Below are 23,134 nucleotides of genomic sequence, written 5' to 3'. Positions count from 1 at the left end.
AAGTTGTAGTACCCCCTTGACACCTTGTAGTGTATTGTATTATATTTGTAGTATGAGACGAAACACAGATGAGCTAATCCAATGAACACTCACTCCCTTACTAAAAACAATGGTCTCTTGAGGTTCTTAGAGTTCTTACCCACTTATCCTTCTGGCACTTCCACGCCACTTCAAGACAACGCATTGAATCAGGGAACGTTATTTTCCATTCAACGCACACAAGCACTCCGCCACCTTTAGCAAACTTATACCCTGGAACGGCGTTGCTTCTTCTAATTCCTGCTGATTCATCAGCAACTTGCACCTTGAAAACTGAATCGCCACCTTGGGGGTGTAGCTTAGTCCGGTTCAAAGCAGTCGCCTGTCGAGCGAAAGATCGTGGGTTCAAATCCCATCATCCCCGCCTTAGCTTTCAATGAATGATTGCTTGTGGTTCTCACAAAATCATCACTTAGAAAGCCTTGTAGCATCGTGGACGACTAGAGAAGTCGCCGTGCCTCTCAAGCATGGAGAAGCGGGTGCAACTCCCGTCGATGCTCCCAATGAGGATGTAACTCAGATGGACAGAGTACTTGTTTCCGAAACAAGTAGCCACAGGTACCGCTTCGCGGAAGCAAGCTACAAACCCTGTCATCCTCGCTCGTGGGGGTGGATTGGCATCACCTGCTCCGAAACCAACAAATGGACGGTTGCAGGATTGGGGTTCAATTCCCCACATCTCCACCACATCTCCACCACATTTCCACCACATCTCCAGGTCGCCAAGTGGGAAGGCGTTGGTCTGCAAAACCAACTAGCGAGAGTTCGATTCTCTCCCTGGAGTCCAATTATTGCAGTGTCACCTAACGGCAAGGTACTCAGCTCATAACTGAGGCTATGTGGGTTCGACTCCCACCACTGCGACCATTGCACAGATGGTGTAACGGCAGCACAAGGGTCTCCAAAGCCTTTTGTTCGGGTTCAAATCCTGGTCTGTGCGTTCTACGGTGTGCCCTCATCCGAGAAGCCTACATATGGTCATTCGCCTGAACAGCGAAGTGGGTTCAGATCCTACAACCTCCGCTAACTTGGAGGTTGGAAAAAACAGCTTCTCAAACTTGCACGCTATAGAAATCTCAAGGTTTGGTGCCGTAGGCAAATCGGTAAAGCCACAGCACTTTCAATGCTGCGTTTGCGGGTTTAACCCCCGTCGGCACTGCCAAACTTGCTCAGACTTGAGCAGCAATCAACAAGCATAGGTCGGCTCGCCTATCAGCGGGGGCAACTGTCTGTAAAACAGCCGCTTCTTGCGTTGCAGGTGCGACTCCTGCCCGACCTACCAACGGTTTGATTGCAATGCGATGGAGAGTAACCCGATCAGGCGATCGGCGCTGTTTGCTAAACAGATGGATGAACAATTGTGGTTCGAGTCCACTGCTCTCCGCCTTTGAGAACGTAGTGTAACGGCAAACATCTCGGTCTACGAAACCGAAGAGTGAAGGTTCAACTCCTTCCGTTCTCGCCACTCATGGAGGTTGTCCGGCATGGACGAGGAAAGCGTCTTGAAAACGCCTGCGGGTGAGACCGTCAAGAGTTCGATTCTCTTAGCCTCCGCCAATTGGGAATGTAGCTGAGCTGGGTTTAGCGCCAGGTTGAAGCCCTGGAGACGCGGGTTCGATTCCTGCCGTTCCCATCCCTGAGGTCAGGGAAATTGTAGTGCCCCATAGCTCAATGGCGGAGCGATCGCCTGTTAAGCGAACGGTCGCAGGTTCAATCCCTGCCGGGGCAGCCATTTATTGCAGGATGGACGATTGGCAAGTCGCTCTGACTCTGAATCAGAGAGAGGTTGGTTCGACCCCAACTCCTGCATCCAATGCCTTGTGGTGTAACTGGCAACATCCCGCTCTTTGAAAGCGAAGTTCCAGGTTCAAATCCTGGCGAGGCAGTTGGGAGGTAAACAGTCGCCTGGGTCAATCCCCTGTATTCCTCCCATCTCTCACTCCTGTAGCCCAATCGGAAGAGGCGGCTGTCTCAAAAACAGTCACGTGTGGGTTCGATTCCCACCAGGAGTACCAACTATGCTTCTGTAGCCCAACTGGAAGAGGCGATCGCCTTAGAAGCGATGCGTTGCAGGTTCAAATCCTGTCAGGAGTACCAAGCATCGGGATGTAATTCAGTGGTCAGAAGCCTTGGTTTGGGACCAAGGAGTCGTGGGTTCAAATCCTACCATCCCGACCATTTGCCCTTGTGACGGAACTGGCAGACGTGCTGGCTTCAGAGACCAGATTTTGTGGGTTCGACTCCCACCAAGGGTACTGATGCTCCCGTGACGAAACTGGAATACGTGCTAGGTCGAGAGCCTAGATTATGCAGGTTCAAATCCTGTCGGGAGTACCAAGCACCGAAGGCGGAAGTGGTGGACGCGCACGCCCGATAAGCGTGTTATTAGCAGGTTCGACTCCTGCTCGGTGCACCAAATATCTGAGTGTAGTGCAGCAGCAGCACGTCGGTTCGGGGAACCGGAGGTCGTAGGTTCAATCCCTACCACTCAGACCATTCGGGTCGTTAGCTCAACGGTTAGAGTGGCTGCCTTTTAAGCAGACAGATCAGAGTTCAAATCTCTGGCGACCCACCAATGCTTCGGGTTGTTAGCTCAGTTGGTAGAGCAGCCGCCTCTTAAGCGGAAGTGCATAGGTTCAAACCCTATACAACCTACCAAATGCCCCTGTGACGCAATTGGCAGACGTGTCCGGCTTAAACCCGGATTGTTGCGAGTTCGACTCTCGCCGGGGGTATAGCGGGGATAGAGCAAGAGCGGCTCGGCAGTCTCATAAGCTGCGATCAGTGAGTGCAACTCTCACCCCCGCGTCCAAATGCAGGTGTGATGTAACGGGCAACATGAGGCTCTCGTACAGCCTTCATGCAGGTTCAACTCCTGTCGCCTGCTCCAGATGCAGATGTGGTGTAACGGTCAACACAGGGGCTTGGTACGCTCCCGATATGGGTTCAAACCCCATCGTCTGATCCAAACGTGCTGGTGTAGCTCAGTCGACAGAGCAATCGCCTTGTAAGCGAAAGGTTGCAGGTTCAACTCCTGTCGTCAGCCCCAGAATGTGGACGTGGTGTAGCGGTAGCATGTGAGGCTTCCAACCTCTTGGTGTGGGTTCGAGTCCCACTGTCCATACCAAACGCGATCGTGATGTAGCGGCGAGCATCTGAGTCTGCCAGTCTCAGCGCATGGGTTCGAGTCCCATCGATCGCTTGAGCGTGCCGAAAGGCAATGGCTCTTATAGTCCTGTAGCTCAATGGTGGAGCGAGTTCCTTACAAGAACCGGGTTGCGGGTTCAAATCCTGCCAGGACTACCAACTTTTGGGAGTGTCGCCTAATGGAAAGGGCATCGATCTTCTAAATCGACTTGTGTAGGTTCGATCCCTACCACTCCTGCCATAGGGGTCTGTAGCTTAACTGGGAAAGCGTCTGCCTTGCAAGCAGAAAGATGTCGGTTCAAATCCGACCAGAATCCACCAACCCTGGGTCTGTAGCTCTAGTGGCAGAGCGCCTAAACCACCTTGTACCCTAACCGACAAAGCTTACATACTAACTTCCTGTCAAGAAGCAAAAACAGCTTTGTGAACTTGTACGAGGGATGAGTGCAATTCTCATCGGGAGGAGATCGGTTCGATTCCGATCAGATCCACTGTGACTGAACCCGAAGTGGTGGAGGGGCTGGTCTGTGACACCAGTGTTAGCGAGTTCGACTCTCGTCAGTCACCCCAAATGGAAGCTGTAGCTGAAGCTCAGCAACCTGTCTCGTAGCTTGCTTCCCGTAGGGTAAACAGGCGTGCAGTTCATGCTGTAGAGGTTCGATTCCTCCAGTTTCCGCTGATGGAAGGTGCGGCTGTGTGGACGGCAACTGGTTTGGAAGACCAGAGGATAGTGTAACGCTATTGAGGTTCGACTCCTCCTCCTTCCGTTGTCCTATAGCGGTTTTCTGTCGGATGAGGTACGGGCAGAATAATAGAGAGCAAGGGTTTGAGCCTTTAGTTTGTACCTCACAGGAGCCGGAAACGCTATATTGATAAGCAAGAGGTGATAGCAATGGTACATATTCGATTTGAAGGTCGATCGCTCGACCTATCAGAAACTCAACTAGGAATTACCGCAGGCATGAATGATATGGCAGTCAAAGAACGAGTCTCTCGGCATTTGGATGTCAACGTCAATTGTCTTTCTGCTTATGTGCTTGATCGTCGTCCAAGCGGTGATTTGATCATTCGTCCTGAAGCTGTTTACGGTTAACTTATTTTCACTTCGTGCCCTAACCGGAAAAGCCTACATACTTGCTCAATGGTAGAGCAATCGTCTCATAAACGATTGGTTGCAGGTTCAAATCCTGCGTATGACACAACCGCTTTTTCAACTTGCACGAGGTGATTTCACTCTAATTAGCTGGAGGTGAGAATGATGAAGCAAATCAATTCCCATAACATCAATCTAGATGACGAGTTAGAAGGTTTTGACGAACTGGAAACGGTCTGCTTTTGAACCCTCTAGCAAACGTCGTCGAGGATATCCATCAGAAACATCTGTGAAACGAGGATATCGAGTCGTTCACGGTGACAAAGAACTCCAGGAGAAACTGGGGAACAGTGATTTGTGCCCTTGTGGTTCTGGACGTTCCTTTCAAGCGATGTTGCCGTAACAGTGGCAGATATGACGGTAGTCTACGCAGCCACTACTTTTAGGCAATAGCCTCGCCAATTCTCACTTTCCCTATCTTATTTGGCAGTTGTTGCCGCGCCCCGATCGCAGAAGCTTACATACTCTCCACCAAAACCAAGGTGTGTATCTGGAGGGATACGCTGCAAGCCTGAGACCAATAGCAGGCAAACCTGAAGGGATAACACCCTTCAGCCCAGCTTCTGTAACTTGCGCGGTGACTCATCACCGTTGCGTGCAACATCTGCCTCCTCATTCATTGAAAACTAGAGGAGGTTCCCATGAACAACATCGAACGGGATTTACGGCTGGAAATGCTGAACAGCTTGCTCACCACTCCCCACCGCAAGCTGGAACAGGTGGCAGAAATCCACAAACTAATCGTGGAACGCGACCCCATCTTTTACGGACATTTAGCAGTTTGGTATCAGCGCAACGGCAATGTACGCGATCACAAGGAAGTGTTTGTTGCTCATTTGCTGACCAGCAATTTGACCGAACACCGGGATGCTGGATTCACCATGCTGCAAGAGTTTCCGCCTTATCAGGTAGCTCGTGTCGTGGACTTCATGAAGCAGCACCGCAATAAGCTCCCTCGTTCTGCCTGGACTGCGGTGCAGCGGTATCTGAAGGTGCGAGAAAGTAACCCTGCCCTGTTCGATCGCGCCGCACTACGGGGACGGAAGGCAATGAAGCACTTGTATGCCTCGTTGCACATCAAGCCGGGTGAGCGGGCAAATGCGATTCTGTTCCGTGATCACCCTCCAGTGGGTTCACTAGCAGAGGTGTTGAAGCAGCTTGCGAAGGTTGAAAGTGCCGCAGAACAAGCACGGTTGATTGTCGAGTTCAAGTTGCCTTACACGATCGCCATTGGTGCGGTTAAGCAACTGACTCCGGTTGTCTTGGTGGCGTTATGACTCCTCAAGAAGTAATCAACAACCTCAAGTCCCTCCAGGCAAGAGGGGCAATGGATCACCCAGAGGTTAAGGCGTTGATTGATGGCAAGCTGGATGAAGCATCCAAGAGTGCGCGGGTTGCCGCATTCAAAGCACAGGTTGCCGCTGATGCAGCCGATCTCGATGACGATACCGTGGCTCGGTTGGAGAAGGTGACGAATGAGCAGGTGAAGCGACGGGGTGTGATTACCCGTCCGACTGCTTTGTTGGTGGACAAGTCGGGTTCAATGGAAAATGCGATCGAGTTAGGTAAGCGAATCGCTGCCCTGATCTCTGGCATTACCCAGGCAGACCTGTTTGTCTATGCCTTCGACAACATTCCCTATCCTGTGACGGCACAGGGCAAGGAGTTGACTGACTGGGAGCGGGCATTCCAGCACATCAAGGCAGGGGGTGGCACCAGCATCGGTGCGCCTCTGGAAGCCATGCGGAAGAAGCGGCAAATTGTGGATCAGATCATCATCGTCACAGATGAGGGTGAGAATGCGGCTCCCTACTTCGGTGAGGTTTACAAGACCTACTGCCGGGAGTTGGCAATCATGCCTAATGTAGTAATCGTGCGGGTGGGTGGTTACTGCAACTGGCTAGAGAGCCAACTGAAGGGACAGCAAGCACCTGTAGAGACGTTTACCTTTGCAGGAGACTACTACAGCTTACCCAACCTTGTACCGCTGTTGACGCGCCCTTCTCGTCTGGAGCTGCTGATGGAGATTCTGGACATGCCGCTGCCAGTGCGCTTGGATAAGTAGGGTTTAGAATAGGGCATAACTCATCGCTGTGGTGGGTAATGCCCTTTCTACTTTGCTGGGTTGATGTTAAGCAAGGGGAATGTTTCGGATGGTACAGGTACCAGAAAAAACAATCATGCTGAAGGAGTTTCTGAAATTACCAGAAACAAAACCTGCGAGTGAATATATCAATGGACAGGTGATTCAAAAGCCCATGCCGCAGGGAAAGCACAGTATTATTCAAGGCGAACTGATAACAGCGATCAATGCAGTTGTTAAAAAGCATCGAGTTGCCCATGCGTTTCCAGAATTAAGATGTACATTTGGCGGCAGATCGATCGTTCCTGATGTTACTGTCTTTTCCTGGGATCGAATCCCAGTGGATGAGAATGGCGATATTGCTAACGTCTTTCCAATTTGCCCTGATTGGACGATCGAGATTCTTTCTCCAGATCAAAGTCCAACCAAAGTAACTGGTAATATTCTGCATTGTTTAAAGCACGGTTGTCAGATGGGTTGGTTGATTGATCCAGAGGAGCGATCGCTCCTTATCTACCCATCAGGACAACAACCTGAGTTTCTACAAGAAGAACAAGACGCTTTACCTGTTCCCAATTTAATTGCTAACTTGCAACTTACTATCGCTGATGTGTTTGGCTGGTTGAAGCTTTAGAAACAGCCATTCATAAATAACATTCACCTTTGCGGAAGACTACTACAGCTTGCCGAACCTTGTCCCGCTGTTGATGCGCCCTTCTCGCTTGGACCTGCTGATGGAGATTCTGGACATGCCGCTGCCAGTGAGATCGGATAACTAGTTTAGGCATTGCTTACTCACTACCCAATAAGCAATGCCTATTAAACATTGATTCATCATGAAGCAGATTGTGAAAGGGAAAATGTATGTCAACCTTTGCACTGAAAATAACTAAGTCACAGTTATCTTGAGCGGATCATTATACACTTTGGCTTTGCTCAAGATAAGTTTTTAATTCTGGAAGATATTCACAGAAATCTCTAACTCTTTTAGAAGTTTCTGACTTAACATAACTTTCCTGAAGAATATCAGAAGTCCATTTTACTTCTACACAAAAGATATCAGTTGAAGTTACATAGGTAATATCACAAATTATGTTGTCACACACTCTAAGCTCCGTATAAAACTTAGCTTCAGGATCTGGATTCCAATCTTCAAGGGCGTTTTTAATTGCTATGTTTATAGACTCATCATCATTCCTTGCAATCTTCACAATTTCCTTGAATATTAATTTTTGCTTCTCGCTTAGTTGACCTCGCTTAGATACATCAAGATCAATGAAGCCTTTTCCTTGCAGGAAAGCACCTACAGCAGTATTATTAAGCAATGAATTACGAGCGGTTAATTTAACTGCCTCTCTTTCAATCAAATCTTTTCGCTTTAAAGTTTCAACTAATTCTTGTGATCCATATGCAGATAGAATTGCTGCTGCTGTTCTAAGAGGTAGATAAGTAACTCGAAGATCAAGATAATCAGATACTAGCCCAAATATTCCTTGTCTAGGTTCCCAGTACTTTGCTTCTTGCGAATCTCCTATCAGTAAGCGCTTAATTTGAACCTTTTGTAAATCCCCAAAAGTTAAGCTACGGATTATGCCATGATTTCTACCCAAATCGTCTTCAAAGCTTGCAAACAACATCCAAAGATGAATTCTTTTTCTCTTAAAATTAGTGACACTGTCTTCAAGATTACCCCTCTTACTATCAATATATTCGTAGCAAGAGTTCATAAATTGACCAATTGATTCTGAGTTATTTGCTAAGCTTTTAGCAATTTCGTCAGAAACTCCGTATTCTGCAAGTGTCTGATCATCATTGAGAACACTAAAAGTCTCATTTATGATAGTTATATATTCACTTTTTGGTGGACCTTCAAAGACAAAAAAAGGCTTGCTATGTGATGTCATACCGCCAATCTTCATTGCTTTTTCACTAATTAGTTGGGCAAGGGTCGAGTAGAGAGGGTTCCTCCAATGTTTAGGCTTGCTTTGTATTCCCCGTTGCTCTCCCCTTTCGGAATACGAGAGTGTCACACGATTTAGCCTTGCATCGTTGGAAACCTCCCCCTCACAGAAGCCTGCCTGCGGTTTTCCCGCACAAGCCTCTTCATTGAGCCATTCACCTGCTCTAATAAAGCGACACTAAGCGACCAGGTCTGGGGAGAGGATGCCACGCCAGATAGCGTAGAAAGCTCTCCCAGCGAAAGCTACGTCGTTGACTCCGTCGATTCAGCCATTTGAAGACCAGCTTGTGAACTGCGTCTTCAAAGTGGTAGAGCGCATGACCGTTGTCGGTGACCCCAAAGTAGTTGAAGTGTCCGCGCAGCTTTTGCCCGATTGCTTGCCATAGCTGAGGCAGCTTATGAGCATTGCGTTTTTGCTGCAACCATTGATTGAGGGTGACTAACGCACGGCGAAATCGTTTCTTTGAAGTCTTGCGCTTTAATCGGGCTTTTCCGTTGCGACTCTTGCCCCAGTAATGGGTGAACCCCAGAAAATCAAAGCTGGGGAATTTTCTCCCGTACTTGAGGGCTAGACCCGCTTGCCGCTTGCCGCAGGGAAGAAGTTGGGTTTTCTCCTCATTGAGGCGCAAGCCGAACTTCTCCAATCGCTTGGGCAGAACCCGCATGAATCGTCGAGCATCGTCCTCGAACTCAAACAAGGCAATGCTATCGTCCGCATACCGGATCAGAGCGCAGTAGCCTCGGCAGTGCTGGCGCACAATGGTGGTAAACCACTGATCTAGCACAAAATCCAAGAACACATTTGCAATGACGGGGGAGACTATCGAGCCTTGCGGGCTACCCAATTCATCCTGTACTACGCCGCCTAGGGTTTGGACTCCGGCTTTGAGCATTCGCGCAATCACCTGTAGGAATCTTCTATCCCGAATCCGCAGGGCTAATACCTTGAGGATTTCCTGGTGCGGCATGGTGTCGAAGAATTGAGCCAGGTCTAGGTCTGCAATCCACCCAACGGGTTGCCCCATGACCTCCTGATGCAGTTGCCGCAGGGCATCATGACATCCTTTATGGGGTCGAAACCCATAGGAGTTACTGAGGAATACCGGTTCGTAAATTGATTCTAAGACCCGACGAGTCATCTCCTGAACGATTTTGTCTTCAACGCAACTAATTCCCAGAGGGCGCAAGCTGCCATCTTCTTTGGGAATCTCGACTCGTCGTACCGCTTGGGGTCGATACGACATCTGGTTCAGTTTCCGGTGCAACCCCTGTAGATTTTCCTCCAGGTTCTGTCCGTACTCCGTTTTCGTCACTCCATCGATTCCAGGCGCTTTGTTGTCTAGCGACTGAAAGCAGGCTCGCAGATTCTCCACACTATAGTGGTGTATCAGGGCACTGAAGACAGTCCCTGGTTCTCTGTGAGCCCGTTCGGCTATCCGCTCGATTCCTGTTGTCACCATACTTCCACCTCTGAGTGTGGTTGATGTTGCCTTCGAGTGTTCGACCCAATGTGTCCCCCTTCGCTCCGTGGGCGTTACCCCACTTCTTCACTACTATGGGGACATCCGACTTCCCATGAATCGTTGAGCGTTCTTCCGGTTTGCCGGTTGTGCGGCTCTACCCCCCGATGGAGGAGTTCATGGGACCTCCCGAGTTCCCGACTCTACCTTGATGACGTGCTACGGTCTCCGACCCCGGTGGACCCTCCAGAACCCTGGCAGTTGGCTCTGTTGGTTTTGCCTTCCACAACACGAACTGTGTCGGCATCCACGTGTATGTCTAATTTCGGGGCTCAATCCCTTCACGCTTTCGCATTGCAGCCCATCATCTCCCTGTGTACGCTTCACTGTCCTCGTTGCCGATGACAGCGCAACACTCGGTACTTGGTGCCTTGCCAAGGCTTCCCTGACCAGGTTCTTCCCCTGGTTGGCAGAGCCGAGCTTCGCTCGGCGCACTAATGTTCTAGACCTGTGGATAGCTCTAAACCAGCAAGCCAAATTCATAGCGATTGATGAACAGTCCAATGACTACATCGTGCAACCAGATGGACTTAGAAAAGCAAATAGTTTTGCGAGCTAATCGCTTGATCCGAGTCCGTAAAGTCAAATGCTTACGCTCAATCGTCTGAGTATTGTGTTTACCAACGGTATGAAACGCTGGCTCCAGATGTCGCTCATAAGCACCCCAGCCGTCCGTATAGAACTGCATAATCCCAAATGGCTCCAACAATGACTTGAGTTCGAGAAAAGCCGTGTCTTGATGGTTCGACAAGACATATGCCAATACTTCGCCTGTTGCATGATCAATGGCGTGCCACAACCAACGTTGCTGTTGCTTGGAGTGGACAAAACGACCCATCTCATCCACTTCTGCCTCTACATCCTCCCATTGGCACAGCTTGACGATGGTTTGAGTCGGTTCAAGCTGGGCTAGACGAGCTTCATTGACTGCTTTGAGATGTCGATCTTTTTTTTAACTCTTCAATCACCGTAGTCGGACTAATCTTCAACACTCGTGCAGTATCTCGGATGCCACTCCCGTTGACTGCCATATCAACAATCTGCTGTTTGACTTCGGGCAAGTAGCCTCGGTAAGCATAGTCTCGAATGAAGGTGCTGCGAGCGCATTCCGAATTACGACATTTATAACGTTGCTTGCTCTCCTCAGAGCGACCGTGCTTGACCACGTTATTGCTTCCACAATCAGGACAAAGAACAGGTTCTAAAACCATGCTGTAAGTTCACGGGTAAACGCCTGTCTGTATTCTCGCATTTCCACAGGTCTAGAACATTACCTAATCTAAGCTATGTCATTGAACATTCGATTTCTATTCCCAATAGTACAATTCGCCAACAACATCCATTACTACTCAACCCCCTAAGACTACTCTGCAATTCAACTACCCGTAGCATTTTCAACCATTTTTTCCAGACTTTTCCAGACATTTTCAGGAATGACAATCATAGAATCTTGGAATAGTTTAGGAGTTATAAAACTCTACATCTAGCTGATTTGTAGGATTGTGAAACGGGAATTGTTTGAGATGCAGGTGAATTTAATAATACCTGTAACACTCAAACAATGGGCATCGAATCGGTGTATGTGCAACTCTTTGACATCACAAGTACTGATTGAGCAAATTGCAAGCGCATTTGCCAACGTAGAACGCTGGGATGGTGTGACGTTGCATCAAGCGATCGCGTTGGACAGCTACGCTTCTGATAAAGCCGTTGCAGCCGCACGATTACAAGATACCGATACACACTGGACAGAGATTCAGCGTGTAACTTTGGTCGACTTTGAATCAGCTCTGTCGTTTATGGATGAACAGGGTACACGCTACTACCTCCCAGCTTTTATAGCGGTTTTCTGTCGGATGAGGTACGGGCAGAATAATAGAGAGCAAGGGTTTGAGCCTTTAGTTTGTACCTCACAGGAGCCGGAAACGCTATATGATTGCAGGGTTAGAAGGACACATTGATGTCTGGATTCCATTCTTCAGGATCACGAATTTAGTGGGATCGTTAAGAAAAAGTCTGCCTGATCCGGTGTTTGCCGCTTACGGGTTTGACAGAAATCAAAGTTTAGCGATCGCGAACTTTCTCCGGTTTGTCGTGGGGGAACAGGGTGAAAACGCTGAAAGTCAGGCAGTTGTGCAAGTTGTCTGGGCATGGGAGAACTTCATCAAGGAGTAAGGCAATGATTAAATTTGGTTTGGTACTGACAATCTATTTCTGCTTGAGTGTTGTTCTATTCCTGATCGCATCAAACACCATCATTGGTTTTATAGTCTATACCGTCGTGCTTTACCCACTCTATGCAATTGCTTTAGCTTGGTTGTGGACAATTGTCTTGCAAAGCCGCACCAAAACATTCCGAATCAAATACCGGATTTGGAGTATTGCTTTAGCCCTACAAGTTGCAACGATTCTCATGTCACCTGGCAACTGCTTTCGGGCTAAGGACGGCGCTCCTTGCTATTCTAATCTACAAATTTTGCTCGGCAATGCCCCCCGCTCTGGTCCTAGCGACATTCCTCACTGGACACTGGTGGAACATGCTTTTCCGGGATTGTTGTTGGCTTATGGAGTTGCCATATTGGTGGGACTCTGGTCTGTAGCAAAAAATGTGAAGTGCATCCCGGATCAGAACTAAAGAAAAAAGATACAGGAGGACTTAAATGAGCAGAAATGGGAATACAGGTGCCATAGCAGTCTTTAAGCAGGGCACTTTTCTATTTATCTGTATCACATCGGTTGTTTGTGTGTTGACACTCTGTTTGTGGGTGTTGGGTGTTCCAGGTGTTCAAAATGAATATGCAAGAGGGTGGGCTTTGGGCTTGAAAACCCTTTACCACTATATGATTGGTAGTCTTCTGCTACTAATCACCTATATTGCGATCGCGAAGATTGCTCAGAAACTTCGGATACCACTGGATCTAAACTTAATCCTCATCCCTATTTTCTGGATTTTCTTTATCTATTCTGGAACTGAACTGCATCGGGCTTTTCAAATTATGCTTTCAACTAATTAGTCCAATTTTTGTCAAGCTGTAGTCGTACAGGTCAAGAAGTGATTATGTATCAGCATGCTCAAGCTTCGATCGCTGTTTTCCTTTTGTCCTCACTCAAAATGCTGTTGGTGTCTGCGATCGAGGGTGCAGCCGAGCCGACTGAGAAATGGATTCATACCACTTATAGCAATAGAGTGACCACGATCGCTGTTGTTGAAATGACTGGTAAGGGACAGTTTTATAGCGTATACGAAACGATGGAAAATGGTAAGCCCATTCGAGGGCAGTTGAATATCACCAGTATTCGTCGCGACAAGACTTACACCTATTTATCAGGGATGTTCAGTGATACCTGTACGGGGCGTATCAGCATTCGTCGTCCTAATCCTCAAGCAGGACTACCGATGGTTGCTCAGGTGAACTGGATTGTCACTCGCGAGTCGGTGAATTTCATTCATCCTCATAATCAGGATTGTAAAGTTCTGAAAGGACAAAAATTCCAGCTAAACCTGCTAGAAGCTTTACCTAAAGCTAACAATCGGGGGGACTTTACCAACGCCAACAGCAACACGTTTTTGGGTGAATCAGGGATTTATACCTGGACGCAATGGCAAGTTGTTTCTGCCGATGGGATGCTGAACTGTCGAGATCAACCGAATGGAGTTGTGAAGTATTCCTACCGGAAAGGGCAAATCATTAGTAAGTTAGGTCGAGAAATGCTAGATGGTCGAAATCTGGTCGAACTGCCCGACGGAAGCTCCTGGTTGAGAACTAAAGAAAAATGTTGTGTGCGAGCCAGCGATCGCTTGATCAAAACGGTCTCTCTGCCAACTCAAAATTGGTAAAGACTCTAATCTAATCCTCTTTAAAGACTTAATCAAGATTAACTGATGAGGTATGGTGGCAGTTGATGAAGACTAAGAACTTGGCTGGATTGATGCTGTTTATTGTTGCGCTGTCTATGCCATCTCTAGCAGAAGCAGCCCCAGCAAAAGTGTGCCCCATTGCGAGCAGTGTTTATCGAGATGGAGATGGCAAGGGCTTTGAATTAGTTTTCGACGCACCCCCGCCTAATACTCCCTACTATGCAACGGCTGTGATGCATCATTCCCAACATCGATCGCTCTATCAGTTTACAGTCAATCAATCGAGCGGGTATGGGTCAGTTTGGCTCAATGAACTATCCAAAAGTCACTCAAACCAGAACAAAAGCTTCTGGATCACATTTTTTAACCAAGCTTTGAAATCTGCAACACCGCTTTGGTTAGGAGAGGAAAAAGAGGCTCCTGAGTATGCCGTTATTGCCCAATTAGGCAGCCATGACTACTATCAACGCAGGGGCACTGAAACCCCACCCTTAATTGGGGATGTGCTATGGATTTTCGATCGCTGCCAAGCTCAACCATCCAATGCCGTCAGTAAAATCAACAGCGGCAAATATTGGATTGGAGGTGCTGGGATGTCGTTGTTTGTTAAAGGAAATCAATACTACTATGCCGATGAAAATGGGCAGACCGAGTGGAGACCCGTTTCCCGACTCAAATACGTTAAAGACGGAGTTGTATTTGGTGAGGGCTATTACTGGTGCCAATCCACGATGCCGGGATCGCGTGGGATGTGTACGCCGCTTGGCTGGGCAAATCCAATGTCTGATCAAGAATTAAGTTGTAACCAGGCATTAATCACTGCCCATAGTACACTCCTTAATGTCAAAAACCTGAATTCGCTTCACCTGACCCCTACGAAGGTCAGCGCATACTATCCTGACAATCCGACGAGTCGCCCCGATGGGTACAAGTTTTTCATGGATGGCAGTGGAGGGTATGATATCCTGGCTTCATCTAAACTGATGGAACGAGTGAGTTCAGCTATTATCACAAGTTGCCCAACCATTAGTATGGTGGCATTTTCAGCCAAGCCTGAGGGCGATGTCACCTACGGCTTAGTCAACAATAAAGTGCAAGAGTTTGCTTGTTATGAAGCCTATGACCTTGGGCAATCACGCAATTCTAAACCACCTTGGGGATACGAGGCGTGCTACCCTTAGCTTTTTCTGCTCCAGTTAACTTTCGTGAAACGAATCTCATTGTTTGAATAGGCTGTGACCTTGGCAGACACTTGATCACCAGACCACTGTAGTCCAGTGACATGATAGGCGTATTGCTCTCCTAGTTGAATTTGGGCTAACCGTTTTGCTTCTGCTGCATCTGTTCCATTCAGTACCGAGTGCGTTAAAAACGTGAAAGAAACAATAAAGCCAACAAATAGACCAAAGGCTATTTTAGGAAACTTTGTTTTCATTCCAGCCGCAGCACAAGCCTGCAAAACGACTCGGTTACGCAGTTGCTGATGAGTCCAACTCAAGCCAACCATTAAGCAGATGTGAAAAACCAAAAAATAGATAACGTGGATTGGATAAAGTTGGAGGTGAACCTTCCACAACTCCAACGGTCTCATCAATAAGCTGGTTAGAAGAAATCCAAAAATACCAACCAGCAAAAATGCGGCGGCATCTCCTGTCCAACAGGCAACCTTTAAGTTTTCCCTAAATAGCAGAACGCCGACGGCGATCGCCAGTACATACCATCCTAGAAAATAGCTCTTGCCATTCACGACAGAGTACAGAAGATAAAAAATGTCTGTTATGCCAAATCCGATCCAAATTATTCCAACTTGTCGAAGTACCTGCGGGTAGTTCTTCATTGTTCTTAATCTTGTTTGAAATGAATCGAATGGTACATTCTTCTGCATCTTACTGACAACTTTAAAGTAAACGATGACTACTTTAATGCCGTATGAGCATTCTTCATGAGACTCCTTTTTTTTCCATTTTTAGATTTTAGTGACACTCAGCTTCAACACGATTTAGCTGGAAAAACCATCCTGATTACGGGAGCAAGTTATGGTATTGGCGAGTGTTTGGCAGAAAAATTGGCAGAGACCCAGGCTCATTTGCTGCTGGTAGCCCGTACCGAAGCAAAACTCATAGACGTGAAACAACGAGTAGAAGCTAAAGGAGGACGAGCTAACATTTTCCCTTGTGATCTGAGGGATACAGTAGCGGTGCAAGCGCTCCTCGCCCACTTACAACAATGCTCTGGAGGGATTGATATATTCGTCAGCAATGCTGGGAAGTCGATTCGCCGCTCCATTTTTGACTCGCTCGATCGCCCCCATGATTTTACTCGCACCATGAATTTGAATTATTTTGCGCCGGTGCAACTAATGTTGGGGCTGATTCCCAGCTTGGTGGCTCGTCGAGGGCAGGTGATCAATATCTCTGCCGTGAACGTGTTGCTCATTCCGGCACCTAAATGGGCAGCTTATCAAGCATCAAAAACCGCCTTCGATCAATGGTTTCGGTGTGTCAGCCCAGAATTGAATGTTCGCGGGGTCAGAACAACCTCTATTTATCTTCCCCTAGTGCGGACTAGAATGATTGAGCCGACTCAGGCATACCAGCACCTGCCCGCAATGCAGCCGGAACAGGTGGCGCAATTGATCTGTAAAGCAATGCTCTCTCGTAAACGCACCTATGCTCCCTGGTGGTTGATGCTGGGGCAAATGGCTTCTGTGCTGGGGCGTGGATGGTGGGAGGTCGCGATGAGCCATTACTTAAGACGAAATCGGTAGGAGGGCTATGGTAAGGCTGATCCGCAAGCTATATCGTGCCCAGTTGCTGACCCCCACTGGATTGTTCCATCTCTTAGTTGCGTTAGTCACCACAGGGGTCAATCTGATGGCACTGTTACGCCTGGTGTCTCAATTACATCCTCACCGTCTGGCGGTAACTGACGACCGCGATCGCTTCAGTTACCGCCAACTCTGGCAACAGGCTGAATCGTTAGCACTGACCTTACAGCGAGACTATGGCATTCAGCGCCAGCAAAAAGTCGCGATCGCCTGCCGCAACCATGCCGCTGGGATTAAAGCCATCTTTGCCGTCTCGCGTTTAGGCGCAAACCTGTTTCTGCTGAACCCAGAACTGAGCAGTCACCAGATGCAAGCATTGACCGAACGGTTAGCGATCGACTTTTTCATTTTTGACTGGCAGGACGAGCAGCCCGTCTCTCCCTGGCTTGAAGCCGCTTTGCAACAGCGTCGGGCGCTCCCGGCTTACCATGTCACTGCCCCTTCTATCGACCAACTGTCGTCCATCCCTCGATTAACGAACAGCCCGCTAAAAACGGTCAAAACTGGCAACATTGTCGTGATGACGGGTGGCACCACCGGGCAACCCAAGCCTGCGAGCCGTAAACCCTCAGTCTTGAACTTTCTGCCGCCGTTTATCGCCCTGCTAAAGCAAGTGAACTTAGACGACTATCGATCGCTCTACATTGCCACGCCCATCTATCATGGCTTTGGTTTAGCTGCCTTGCTGATTGGAATGGTGCTTGGGGGTGAACTGTATGTCACTCGTCGGTTCGAGGCAGCACAGGCTTGTGCTCTTATTGCCACCCATCAAATCGAAGTCGTCACACTGGTGCCGTTGATGTTGCAGCGAATGCTGAAGCACAATTCAAGTTCGTTATCGTCCTTACAGCGCATCCTTTCTGGCGGCGCTGCGTTGAGTCCGTCGCTGGTTCAAGACACGTTGGTTCAGTCGGAGCGGAGTCTCTTCAATTTGTATGGCACCTCAGAGGCTGGGTTTTGTATCCTGGGAACACCGGCACTGCTAAGTCGAAAGCCTGCCTCGATCGGGCAGCCCGTCTGGGGAGTGAACGTCAGGATTGTAAGTGATAGAGAGCAGGAGGACGGAGATCGCAGCATTGGTCGCCTGTGTATTCGCAGTGCCTGGTCTACTGATCGAAAACGCTGGATCGAAACAGGGGATCTCGCCTATCAAGATGCGGAGGGGGATATCTTTCTCTGTGGTCGAGTGGATGACATGATTGTGTCTGGAGGTGAGAATGTTTACCCGATCGACCTGGAAAACATGCTCATGCAACACCCTGATGTGGACTCTGCGGTGGTTTTTGGCATTCCTGACGCAGAATTTGGTCAGCGCTTACAAGCAGTGGTGATCAAAAAGCCGCACACGGAGCTGAACGAAGTTATGTTGCGCGACTGGTTGAAACCGCGTGTTGCCCGCTATCAGATGCCTGCGCTGATCGAGTTCCGTACCGATCTACCCTACACGGCTCTGGGCAAACCCGATAAGAAAGCATTACGAGACTCCGGCTCCTTTTAGTCACGTCCTAACTCATACTTGCTGACTCGCCCTGAATCATTCAATTGGATCAAAAGCCATTCTGAATCCACGCTGAACCCACCTCTTGAAGGACCCAGCCAGTACACTAAGTCATAGGTTTTGAAGTAGCCATCATTCGATGGTTTTCCCAATAGTTCGATAACCTCCGCTTTCGTTTTGCCATACAACGTGCGATCGTGAATCAAATCATCTGCCATTTCCAGTCGCGGGTAGGAAGCTTGGTTCAACTGATTAGTTTGTTTCCACGTAGATGAATCAAATCGAGTCTTTGTGATATCTATGTAGATGATTGATCCCACAATAAGCAATGAAAAAAAGGAAATTATGAACATCTTCTTAATCATTTGAGCGAACTGAGTGACGTTGAACTGTAGTAAATCACTTAAACTCCATCATGTCGAAGACGGTTAGGGTGAATTGATAGTTGATCGAATTGACGTTTGTGCCGATTCACAACTCATTTAGGACTGCCACAAGAGCCTTGACTGCAGGACTAGGCGAGGGAGTTCATGGGATCAAAACTTGGGTTCTGGACAGTTGTCCAACAGCACCCGTGTTACCTTGCGGCTCGTTAAATCCCAGAGCCTAAGCCCTTTACGTTGCGTCGCCAACAATAGGGTTTTGCCATCAGCCGCCATCGCCAAACTCACCAGATCGTCCTCCCCGGCAGGACTAGTACGTTGTTGATAGGTAATCTTACCCGTGGTTAAATCCCAAGTGGTGATGCCAAAATTGCCAGTTACCAAGGTCTTGCCATTGGGCGTGATGGCGATGCCATAGACCCAATTATCGAGTTGGGGAGCTAGATTAGTGCGAGGCTTACCGGTTGCCAACTCCCAACTGTAAATTGCGTTTTGTCCAGCCCCAAGCTGGGTCAAAGAAGACCCGGCAATGACTGTTTTGCCATCAGGGGTGATGGCAACCAGCGCAAACCCGCTGCTGATCCGACGATCGCGCCAGGTTAGTGTCCGCAGGTTGCGACCGGTCGCCATATCCCACAGCTTAACGGTCTCAAAGGAACCACTGGCTAGGGTTTTGCCATCAGGGGTAAAGGCTAGAGACATGACTTCTCGATCGTGCCCCCGCAGCGTTCGTACCAGTTTTCCCGTTTCTATTTGCCAGATCTTAATGTCTTTATTGCTGTCGCCGCTGACCAAGGTTTTGCCATCGGGGCTGATTTTCAGAGCATAAACGATGTCAGATGCTGGCATTGTCTGGAGTAACTTGCCATCCGCCGCCTGCCAAACCCGAATCACCCCATCACTTCCTCCGCTGACTAAGCGGCTACCATCCTGGCTCAAGGTCAATGCATAGACCATTTCCTGATGGTTGGCTAGGATTTGACCTGGTTTGTTGGTGGTGAGATCCCACCGGTAAATAGCAGAGTCAAAAATGCTGCTGAAGGCGGTTTTACCATCGGGGCTGATCGCCAGGGAATTGAGGAACATCGCATAGCTACGATTAGCGCAGTGGGCAGCTTTAGCAGCGGGAGTGACAGGTTTAGGTTGGGTTAGGGCGATGGGCTGCCCACAGGTTAAGGTAACAGCAGCTACAAGTAAGTAAGGCAAGTGAACAAGGTTTACCAATTTCAAAACACTAGCAAAAGATTTTGAGTGAAGGGACTTAAGCACCATAATAAAGCAATGAAAACTGGGTAATGGAACTGAAGCAATGGCTTGATGGGCAGTCCGTTGAAAGCAGCTTTAGCTCTCGACCGATCTTCTCCCAAGAAGCATAGGATTGCTGGATTATTGTGATCTCTATTCCTTCCCTAAGCTTAGGATCATTCCCATGCTCACGGATATAAGTTTGAGCAGCAATCATGGATTCAAGTTCAACGCGGGAAATGGCGATCGCACAACGTTTCACTAGCGAATCTGGCAACGTCTGAGACTGCTGCAACGCTTTTTCATAGAGGCGTTGTGCCCCTGCAAAATCGCGCTGTTTTTCTAATCGTGAACCTTCAGCCCACAAATCCGTTAGTATCTTGCCATAGGGGTTACGCTCGGCTTTTACCGATACGATAGTAACCGTCAAAGCGGCGATCGCCAGCAATGGCACGATCCATATTTTCATGACTAACCTACTACCATGCATACCTGGGCACATCCTCGAAGAAAGCGGGTTACACCCGCATAGTTCTCCTCTCCAGACATCTAGAACATTACCGCCGATTGTATAAGCCTGCTATCAGCATCGCTGCACCTAGCCCCACTAGATGAATTTCTTCAAACCATAAAGCTCCTGGTGTGTCGATTTTTGCCCAAGTCATCGATGGGTCTTGAGCATCCTCTAAGTACAAAACTGCTACTCGATCGCCGACAGCGTAGTTGATATACCCACTGGTCGAAAATTTAATGACGGCTTTTCCGGCTGGTGCAAATTGGATGACTGGATGAGCACCCCCTGCATCAAGCCGGACGACTTCACCTTCTGCCCTGGATGCCAGCGTGATAAAGCGATGGGTCATCAGTGCTTCAATACTCGCTCCCAGTAGGAGTACAACGCCAAGAATTGGAAAGAGAATACCGAGCAATTTTTGCATGTCTCGATCAATGGCTTGCATCGGGCTGGTTTAACTCCTAAAGTAGTGTGTTGCAATAGACTTTAAGGCAAACTGTCTGGTTGAACTTAGGGTGTAGCACTCTTAAAACTGTCATTTACTGATTGCAAAATTTTCGGATTCGTTTTCCGGTTTGCAAATCCCACAGGGTAATCCTATTGCTAGTATGATTTGCAGCGTTTACCAAGATTTTAGCCCCAGCAAACGCTTTATCTCCCCGACCCGCTTTGCCTTCAAGCTGTCGCATCCTTGTCCCCGTTGCTAAATTCCACAAGGTGTAATTGTCTTCAGGGTCTAGGGTGAGGAATGAAGAACCATCAGGGGTAATTGCGATCGCGTTGTAGAACTTGTCAGTGTTGAAGGTTTGTAATTCTGTACCTGTAACCAAGTCATAGCGATTGATGCCAGCATCAATCGTAATCAACCCCTGCTTGCGATCAGGGCTAACCGCGAAGGCAGATTCGATGTAGCTCCCCTTCAAGGTTTTTAATTCTGCTCCAGTGGCAATTGCTCTAAACCGCTTTACATCTCCCGCATTCTGGGTCAGCAAGGTTTTATTGTTCGCACTGATTGCCAGCGGGGTATGGCTCGGATCAGCTTTTAGCTTGCTCACCGCATTGCCCGTTGCCATGTCCCATAGGGTTACAGTTCCATCCTTACCCATACTGGTAAACACCTTGCCATCGGAACTGATCAAAATAGGAAACCGTTGCGATACCTCAGTATTCCAGGTTTTCTTCACCTGTCCTGTTGCTAAGTTCCGAAGCTGAATCACACCGCTATCATCCTGACTGACTAGAGTTTGGCTATCTGGGCTAACCGCTAGAAAGCGCACGCGATCGCGATGTCCATTGAAGATGAAGAAGCGAATTGGTTGATGCCTTGCCAAATCCCAAACCTGAATTTCATGCACTCCCTGGCTACCGATCGCCCCTAATGAACTGACGGCACTGATGAACAACCGCTGATCCGGGGTAATGACCAGGGCACTAACGACAGCCGGTGACAGCCCAGCCATTTTTCCCGCTCCATAGCGGACCGTGGTGCTGCCATACAGTTTTTTGCCTGTAGCAATATCCCACAGTCTGATGTGTGTCCCTCCAGCAATTAAGGTGTTGCCATCCGCCGTCACTGCCAGCGCGTTCAGCCTCTCCTTCCGACATACCAGCGCTTCATCCCGCCAAAGGAGTCCTCCCAGATAGTTGATGCCAGACATAATGCCCAGCACTACCGCGATCATCGCTCCAGCCCCAACAATCGAAATGATGACAGTTTTCGCAGCTTTCATAAACCACCAGGGGAAATTTGGGTTAAGTGCGTCAGAGCACTGTGGTTAGAACGCACAGACACTTGCGGGTTGTACTGGACAGGTGCGATCGCGCAGCGAATTATCAACCAGTATCAGTGCTTGGAGATGCTTTAAAGCCGCTAGGGGTTGCACCTGCTCAATCCGATTTCCGTTCAAGAAAAGCATACCTAGCTTTGTCAGCGTGGCAAGAGGAGCAACATTAGTAATTTGATTATTGTGGAGGAAAAGCATATCAAGCTTAGTGAGGGTGGAGAGGGGTTGAACCTCGACAATTTGATTGTGGTCAAGGGCAAGAAAGGTCAAGTTTGTGAGAGTCGAGAGAGGGGTTGCATCGCTAACCTGATTCTTGCTCAACCACAGTAGCTTCAAGTTAGTCAGTGCTGATAGGGGTTGCACGCTGATAATCCGATTGCTGCTAAGAACTAAAGCATCCAGGTTACGCAGAGTCGATAGGGGTTGTAGATCGGCAATTTGATTGTCACTGAGGGAGAGTTCCTTTAGAGTTGTCAGGGTCGCAAGAGGCTTCAAATCATGAACTTGATTGCGATCCAGCCCAAGCGTCTCTAGATTTTTCAGATTGGATAGCCCTGTTAAATTTGAAACTTGATTGCCAATCAGATCCAGGCTTTGCAAGTTAGTGAGAGTAGAAAGGGGTTGGACATCGGTAATTTGGTTGACAGCCAGAGAAAGCGATCGCAGGTTAGTCAGGGCAGAAAGGGGTTGGACATCGGTAATTTGGTTGTTAGTCAGATCTAGCTTTTTAAGATTCGTCAGAGTCGCTAGAGGTTGCAAATCCTTAATCTGGTCGCTGGTCAGAAACAGTTCTGTTAAGCCTGTTAAGGTTGTCTCAGCCTTTTTGCAATCCTGTGTCTTTGCTTCCTTAAGCAGGACGTTAACCGTATGACGAGCCTCAGGATTCAGGGTTGCTTTCTGCTGACACCAATCTGAAAAGCGGGTCAATTCATTGGATGTTTGAGCTGTTGCGCGATCGCTCAAACTCCCAAATAGCGAAACTGATAATAGACAGATACTGAGAGCACTGCGAAGATTTTCATTGAGTCGTTGTTTTAGCATGATTGAACTCCATCTTGGAGAATTAGAAACCACAAATTGCTGTCGGCTTAACTGGACAGGTGCGATCGCGTAATGGATTCT

Annotated in this window: 21 protein-coding genes, 34 tRNA genes and 1 pseudogene; 46 read left to right on the top strand and 10 right to left on the bottom strand. The window is 48.4% G+C overall.

The window, feature by feature from the left end; all coding sequences use genetic code 11:
* Window positions 1–327: 327 nt before the first annotated feature.
* The 38 genes and pseudogenes from JOY44_RS28020 to JOY44_RS27835 all read left to right on the top strand — a co-directional run bounded on the left by JOY44_RS28020 (window position 328) and on the right by JOY44_RS27835 (window position 7,056).
* Window positions 328–403 (top strand) — tRNA-Asp (locus tag JOY44_RS28020).
* Window positions 404–465: 62 nt separating this feature from the next.
* Window positions 466–542, top strand: a tRNA-Glu gene (locus tag JOY44_RS28015).
* 2 nt (window positions 543–544) lie between these two features.
* Window positions 545–639: transfer RNA gene (locus tag JOY44_RS28010), tRNA-Arg, on the top strand.
* 5 nt (window positions 640–644) lie between these two features.
* Window positions 645–726 (top strand) — tRNA-OTHER (locus JOY44_RS28005).
* Between the two features lie 25 nt (window positions 727–751).
* Window positions 752–826: transfer RNA gene (locus tag JOY44_RS28000), tRNA-Cys, on the top strand.
* A 5-nt stretch (window positions 827–831) separates the two neighbouring features.
* Window positions 832–906: transfer RNA gene (locus tag JOY44_RS27995), tRNA-Ile, on the top strand.
* Window positions 907–908: 2 nt separating this feature from the next.
* Window positions 909–979: transfer RNA gene (locus JOY44_RS27990), tRNA-Trp, on the top strand.
* Between the two features lie 145 nt (window positions 980–1,124).
* Window positions 1,125–1,201: transfer RNA gene (locus JOY44_RS27985), tRNA-Glu, on the top strand.
* 35 nt (window positions 1,202–1,236) lie between these two features.
* Window positions 1,237–1,321 (top strand) — tRNA-Tyr (locus JOY44_RS27980).
* Between the two features lie 107 nt (window positions 1,322–1,428).
* Window positions 1,429–1,504 (top strand) — tRNA-Arg (locus tag JOY44_RS27975).
* A gap of 5 nt (window positions 1,505–1,509) precedes the next feature.
* Window positions 1,510–1,596 (top strand) — tRNA-Ser (locus JOY44_RS27970).
* Between the two features lie 3 nt (window positions 1,597–1,599).
* Window positions 1,600–1,672 (top strand) — tRNA-Phe (locus JOY44_RS27965).
* Between the two features lie 24 nt (window positions 1,673–1,696).
* A tRNA-Asn gene (locus JOY44_RS27960) sits at window positions 1,697–1,771 on the top strand.
* A gap of 5 nt (window positions 1,772–1,776) precedes the next feature.
* Window positions 1,777–1,852, top strand: a tRNA-Gln gene (locus JOY44_RS27955).
* A gap of 1 nt (window position 1,853) precedes the next feature.
* Window positions 1,854–1,925, top strand: a tRNA-Gln gene (locus JOY44_RS27950).
* A 52-nt stretch (window positions 1,926–1,977) separates the two neighbouring features.
* Window positions 1,978–2,054: transfer RNA gene (locus tag JOY44_RS27945), tRNA-Leu, on the top strand.
* A gap of 5 nt (window positions 2,055–2,059) precedes the next feature.
* Window positions 2,060–2,136 (top strand) — tRNA-Leu (locus JOY44_RS27940).
* Between the two features lie 5 nt (window positions 2,137–2,141).
* Window positions 2,142–2,217: transfer RNA gene (locus JOY44_RS27935), tRNA-Pro, on the top strand.
* A 3-nt stretch (window positions 2,218–2,220) separates the two neighbouring features.
* A tRNA-Leu gene (locus tag JOY44_RS27930) sits at window positions 2,221–2,294 on the top strand.
* 5 nt (window positions 2,295–2,299) lie between these two features.
* Window positions 2,300–2,376, top strand: a tRNA-Leu gene (locus tag JOY44_RS27925).
* Between the two features lies 1 nt (window position 2,377).
* Window positions 2,378–2,455 (top strand) — tRNA-Ile (locus tag JOY44_RS27920).
* Between the two features lie 5 nt (window positions 2,456–2,460).
* Window positions 2,461–2,535 (top strand) — tRNA-Pro (locus tag JOY44_RS27915).
* 3 nt (window positions 2,536–2,538) lie between these two features.
* A tRNA-Lys gene (locus JOY44_RS27910) sits at window positions 2,539–2,614 on the top strand.
* Between the two features lie 7 nt (window positions 2,615–2,621).
* Window positions 2,622–2,697, top strand: a tRNA-Lys gene (locus tag JOY44_RS27905).
* 3 nt (window positions 2,698–2,700) lie between these two features.
* Window positions 2,701–2,774, top strand: a tRNA-Leu gene (locus tag JOY44_RS27900).
* Between the two features lie 80 nt (window positions 2,775–2,854).
* A tRNA-Thr gene (locus JOY44_RS27895) sits at window positions 2,855–2,929 on the top strand.
* Window positions 2,930–3,012: 83 nt separating this feature from the next.
* Window positions 3,013–3,088, top strand: a tRNA-Thr gene (locus JOY44_RS27890).
* Between the two features lie 4 nt (window positions 3,089–3,092).
* Window positions 3,093–3,166: transfer RNA gene (locus JOY44_RS27885), tRNA-Gly, on the top strand.
* 3 nt (window positions 3,167–3,169) lie between these two features.
* Window positions 3,170–3,241 (top strand) — tRNA-Gly (locus tag JOY44_RS27880).
* A 29-nt stretch (window positions 3,242–3,270) separates the two neighbouring features.
* A tRNA-Val gene (locus JOY44_RS27875) sits at window positions 3,271–3,345 on the top strand.
* Window positions 3,346–3,351: 6 nt separating this feature from the next.
* A tRNA-Arg gene (locus JOY44_RS27870) sits at window positions 3,352–3,427 on the top strand.
* A 3-nt stretch (window positions 3,428–3,430) separates the two neighbouring features.
* Window positions 3,431–3,507: transfer RNA gene (locus JOY44_RS27865), tRNA-Ala, on the top strand.
* 172 nt (window positions 3,508–3,679) lie between these two features.
* Window positions 3,680–3,756 (top strand) — tRNA-His (locus JOY44_RS27860).
* A 322-nt stretch (window positions 3,757–4,078) separates the two neighbouring features.
* Window positions 4,079–4,279 carry a hypothetical protein gene (locus tag JOY44_RS27855; RefSeq protein ID WP_171576722.1) on the top strand — a complete coding sequence of 67 codons (201 nt, stop codon included), beginning with the start codon at window positions 4,079–4,081 and terminating at the stop codon, window positions 4,277–4,279.
* Between the two features lie 36 nt (window positions 4,280–4,315).
* Window positions 4,316–4,385 (top strand) — tRNA-Ile (locus JOY44_RS27850).
* 111 nt (window positions 4,386–4,496) lie between these two features.
* Window positions 4,497–4,682 carry an SEC-C metal-binding domain-containing protein gene (locus tag JOY44_RS27845; RefSeq protein ID WP_242541923.1) on the top strand — a complete coding sequence of 62 codons (186 nt, stop codon included), beginning with the start codon at window positions 4,497–4,499 and terminating at the stop codon, window positions 4,680–4,682.
* Window positions 4,683–4,980: 298 nt separating this feature from the next.
* A pseudogene (locus JOY44_RS27840) lies at window positions 4,981–6,404 on the top strand (vWA domain-containing protein).
* A gap of 88 nt (window positions 6,405–6,492) precedes the next feature.
* The gene (locus tag JOY44_RS27835) at window positions 6,493–7,056 is read left to right on the top strand and encodes a Uma2 family endonuclease (protein ID WP_171576721.1); all 564 of its coding nucleotides are present in this window, start codon (window positions 6,493–6,495) and stop codon (window positions 7,054–7,056) included.
* Between the two features lie 283 nt (window positions 7,057–7,339).
* Here JOY44_RS27835 and JOY44_RS27830 read toward each other — a convergent pair whose 3' ends face one another.
* The 3 genes from JOY44_RS27830 to JOY44_RS27820 form a co-directional block, all read right to left on the bottom strand.
* Window positions 7,340–8,341, bottom strand: coding sequence for a hypothetical protein (locus tag JOY44_RS27830; protein WP_171576720.1), 1,002 nt, complete (start codon window positions 8,339–8,341; stop codon window positions 7,340–7,342).
* 205 nt (window positions 8,342–8,546) lie between these two features.
* Window positions 8,547–9,842 carry a group II intron reverse transcriptase/maturase gene (gene ltrA, locus JOY44_RS27825; RefSeq protein WP_171574412.1) on the bottom strand — a complete coding sequence of 432 codons (1,296 nt, stop codon included), beginning with the start codon at window positions 9,840–9,842 and terminating at the stop codon, window positions 8,547–8,549.
* A gap of 520 nt (window positions 9,843–10,362) precedes the next feature.
* A protein-coding gene (locus tag JOY44_RS27820; protein WP_415881111.1) for an IS1 family transposase occupies window positions 10,363–11,113 on the bottom strand; the annotation gives its coding sequence in 2 pieces (ribosomal slippage) (window positions 10,363–10,854 and window positions 10,856–11,113; 750 coding nt in all).
* Between the two features lie 381 nt (window positions 11,114–11,494).
* On the opposite strand from JOY44_RS27820, the gene JOY44_RS27815 reads away from it, so the two are divergent.
* The 6 genes from JOY44_RS27815 (at window position 11,495) to JOY44_RS27790 (ending at window position 14,942) form a co-directional block, all read left to right on the top strand.
* Entirely contained in the window at window positions 11,495–11,863 is a 369-nt protein-coding gene (locus JOY44_RS27815; protein WP_203032203.1) for a DUF6714 family protein, read from the top strand.
* A complete protein-coding gene (locus JOY44_RS27810; protein ID WP_171576718.1) occupies window positions 11,835–12,077 on the top strand; it encodes a hypothetical protein in 243 nt (80 codons plus the stop codon). Before JOY44_RS27815 ends, JOY44_RS27810 begins: the two co-directional genes overlap by 29 nt.
* A gap of 4 nt (window positions 12,078–12,081) precedes the next feature.
* Complete coding sequence (locus JOY44_RS27805; RefSeq protein ID WP_171576717.1) at window positions 12,082–12,537, top strand: hypothetical protein; 456 nt, start codon at window positions 12,082–12,084, stop codon at window positions 12,535–12,537.
* A 25-nt stretch (window positions 12,538–12,562) separates the two neighbouring features.
* Window positions 12,563–12,916: a hypothetical protein gene (locus tag JOY44_RS27800; protein WP_171576716.1), complete on the top strand. Its 354-nt coding sequence runs from the start codon at window positions 12,563–12,565 to the stop codon at window positions 12,914–12,916.
* A gap of 44 nt (window positions 12,917–12,960) precedes the next feature.
* Complete coding sequence (locus JOY44_RS27795) at window positions 12,961–13,740, top strand: hypothetical protein (protein ID WP_171576715.1); 780 nt, start codon at window positions 12,961–12,963, stop codon at window positions 13,738–13,740.
* 65 nt (window positions 13,741–13,805) lie between these two features.
* Window positions 13,806–14,942, top strand: a complete 1,137-nt coding sequence (locus JOY44_RS27790) for a hypothetical protein (protein ID WP_197985783.1) — start codon at window positions 13,806–13,808, stop codon at window positions 14,940–14,942.
* Here JOY44_RS27790 and JOY44_RS27785 read toward each other — a convergent pair.
* Window positions 14,939–15,598, bottom strand: a complete 660-nt coding sequence (locus tag JOY44_RS27785) for a hypothetical protein (RefSeq protein WP_171576714.1) — start codon at window positions 15,596–15,598, stop codon at window positions 14,939–14,941. The two genes, JOY44_RS27790 and JOY44_RS27785, sit on opposite strands and share 4 nt — an antisense overlap.
* 105 nt (window positions 15,599–15,703) lie before the next feature.
* Here JOY44_RS27785 and JOY44_RS27780 point away from each other — a divergent pair, with 105 nt between their 5' ends.
* Both JOY44_RS27780 and JOY44_RS27775 read left to right on the top strand, forming a co-directional pair.
* Window positions 15,704–16,528 carry an SDR family NAD(P)-dependent oxidoreductase gene (locus JOY44_RS27780; protein WP_171576713.1) on the top strand — a complete coding sequence of 275 codons (825 nt, stop codon included), beginning with the start codon at window positions 15,704–15,706 and terminating at the stop codon, window positions 16,526–16,528.
* Window positions 16,529–16,535: 7 nt separating this feature from the next.
* A complete protein-coding gene (locus JOY44_RS27775) occupies window positions 16,536–18,086 on the top strand; it encodes a class I adenylate-forming enzyme family protein (RefSeq protein WP_171576712.1) in 1,551 nt (516 codons plus the stop codon).
* Here JOY44_RS27775 and JOY44_RS27770 read toward each other — a convergent pair.
* The 6 genes from JOY44_RS27770 to JOY44_RS27745 form a co-directional block, all read right to left on the bottom strand.
* Window positions 18,083–18,334 (bottom strand): hypothetical protein, encoded by a 252-nt coding sequence (locus tag JOY44_RS27770; protein WP_171576711.1) that lies wholly within the window; start codon window positions 18,332–18,334, stop codon window positions 18,083–18,085. The two genes, JOY44_RS27775 and JOY44_RS27770, sit on opposite strands and share 4 nt — an antisense overlap.
* A 288-nt stretch (window positions 18,335–18,622) precedes the next feature.
* Window positions 18,623–19,675, bottom strand: a complete 1,053-nt coding sequence (locus JOY44_RS27765) for a WD40 repeat domain-containing protein (RefSeq protein ID WP_171576710.1) — start codon at window positions 19,673–19,675, stop codon at window positions 18,623–18,625.
* Between the two features lie 55 nt (window positions 19,676–19,730).
* A complete protein-coding gene (locus JOY44_RS27760) occupies window positions 19,731–20,183 on the bottom strand; it encodes a hypothetical protein (protein WP_171576709.1) in 453 nt (150 codons plus the stop codon).
* Window positions 20,184–20,271: 88 nt separating this feature from the next.
* Entirely contained in the window at window positions 20,272–20,673 is a 402-nt protein-coding gene (locus JOY44_RS27755; protein ID WP_171576708.1) for a DUF3592 domain-containing protein, read from the bottom strand.
* Window positions 20,674–20,767: 94 nt separating this feature from the next.
* On the bottom strand, window positions 20,768–21,958 hold the full coding sequence (locus JOY44_RS27750) for a WD40 repeat domain-containing protein (RefSeq protein ID WP_171576707.1): 1,191 nt from the start codon (window positions 21,956–21,958) through the stop codon (window positions 20,768–20,770).
* Between the two features lie 45 nt (window positions 21,959–22,003).
* Window positions 22,004–23,053: a leucine-rich repeat domain-containing protein gene (locus JOY44_RS27745; protein ID WP_203032201.1), complete on the bottom strand. Its 1,050-nt coding sequence runs from the start codon at window positions 23,051–23,053 to the stop codon at window positions 22,004–22,006.
* Between the last annotated feature and the right edge of the window lie 81 nt (window positions 23,054–23,134).

Origin of the sequence: Leptolyngbya sp. Cla-17, from assembly GCF_016807185.1 — a bacterium.
Classification (GTDB): domain Bacteria; phylum Cyanobacteriota; class Cyanobacteriia; order Leptolyngbyales; family Leptolyngbyaceae; genus ULC077BIN1.
The sequence above is the reverse complement of the archived record's forward strand: the minus strand, read 5'-3'. Positions and strand labels throughout refer to the sequence as shown.

Bases quoted from the DNA above. Each gene is read 5' to 3' on its own strand.
- JOY44_RS27855 (WP_171576722.1), top strand. From the start codon at position 4,079: ATGGTACATATTCGATTTGAAGGTCGATCGCTCGACCTATCAGAAACT.
- JOY44_RS27835 (WP_171576721.1), top strand. From the start codon at position 6,493: ATGGTACAGGTACCAGAAAAAACAATCATGCTGAAGGAGTTTCTGAAA.
- JOY44_RS27830 (WP_171576720.1), bottom strand. From the start codon at position 8,341: ATGAAGATTGGCGGTATGACATCACATAGCAAGCCTTTTTTTGTCTTT.
- ltrA (WP_171574412.1), bottom strand. From the start codon at position 9,842: ATGGTGACAACAGGAATCGAGCGGATAGCCGAACGGGCTCACAGAGAA.
- JOY44_RS27810 (WP_171576718.1), top strand. From the start codon at position 11,835: ATGATTGCAGGGTTAGAAGGACACATTGATGTCTGGATTCCATTCTTC.
- JOY44_RS27805 (WP_171576717.1), top strand. From the start codon at position 12,082: ATGATTAAATTTGGTTTGGTACTGACAATCTATTTCTGCTTGAGTGTT.
- JOY44_RS27800 (WP_171576716.1), top strand. From the start codon at position 12,563: ATGAGCAGAAATGGGAATACAGGTGCCATAGCAGTCTTTAAGCAGGGC.
- JOY44_RS27795 (WP_171576715.1), top strand. From the start codon at position 12,961: ATGTATCAGCATGCTCAAGCTTCGATCGCTGTTTTCCTTTTGTCCTCA.
- JOY44_RS27790 (WP_197985783.1), top strand. From the start codon at position 13,806: ATGAAGACTAAGAACTTGGCTGGATTGATGCTGTTTATTGTTGCGCTG.
- JOY44_RS27785 (WP_171576714.1), bottom strand. From the start codon at position 15,598: ATGAAGAACTACCCGCAGGTACTTCGACAAGTTGGAATAATTTGGATC.
- JOY44_RS27780 (WP_171576713.1), top strand. From the start codon at position 15,704: ATGAGACTCCTTTTTTTTCCATTTTTAGATTTTAGTGACACTCAGCTT.
- JOY44_RS27775 (WP_171576712.1), top strand. From the start codon at position 16,536: ATGGTAAGGCTGATCCGCAAGCTATATCGTGCCCAGTTGCTGACCCCC.
- JOY44_RS27760 (WP_171576709.1), bottom strand. From the start codon at position 20,183: ATGAAAATATGGATCGTGCCATTGCTGGCGATCGCCGCTTTGACGGTT.
- JOY44_RS27755 (WP_171576708.1), bottom strand. From the start codon at position 20,673: ATGCAAGCCATTGATCGAGACATGCAAAAATTGCTCGGTATTCTCTTT.
- JOY44_RS27750 (WP_171576707.1), bottom strand. From the start codon at position 21,958: ATGAAAGCTGCGAAAACTGTCATCATTTCGATTGTTGGGGCTGGAGCG.
- JOY44_RS27745 (WP_203032201.1), bottom strand. From the start codon at position 23,053: ATGCTAAAACAACGACTCAATGAAAATCTTCGCAGTGCTCTCAGTATC.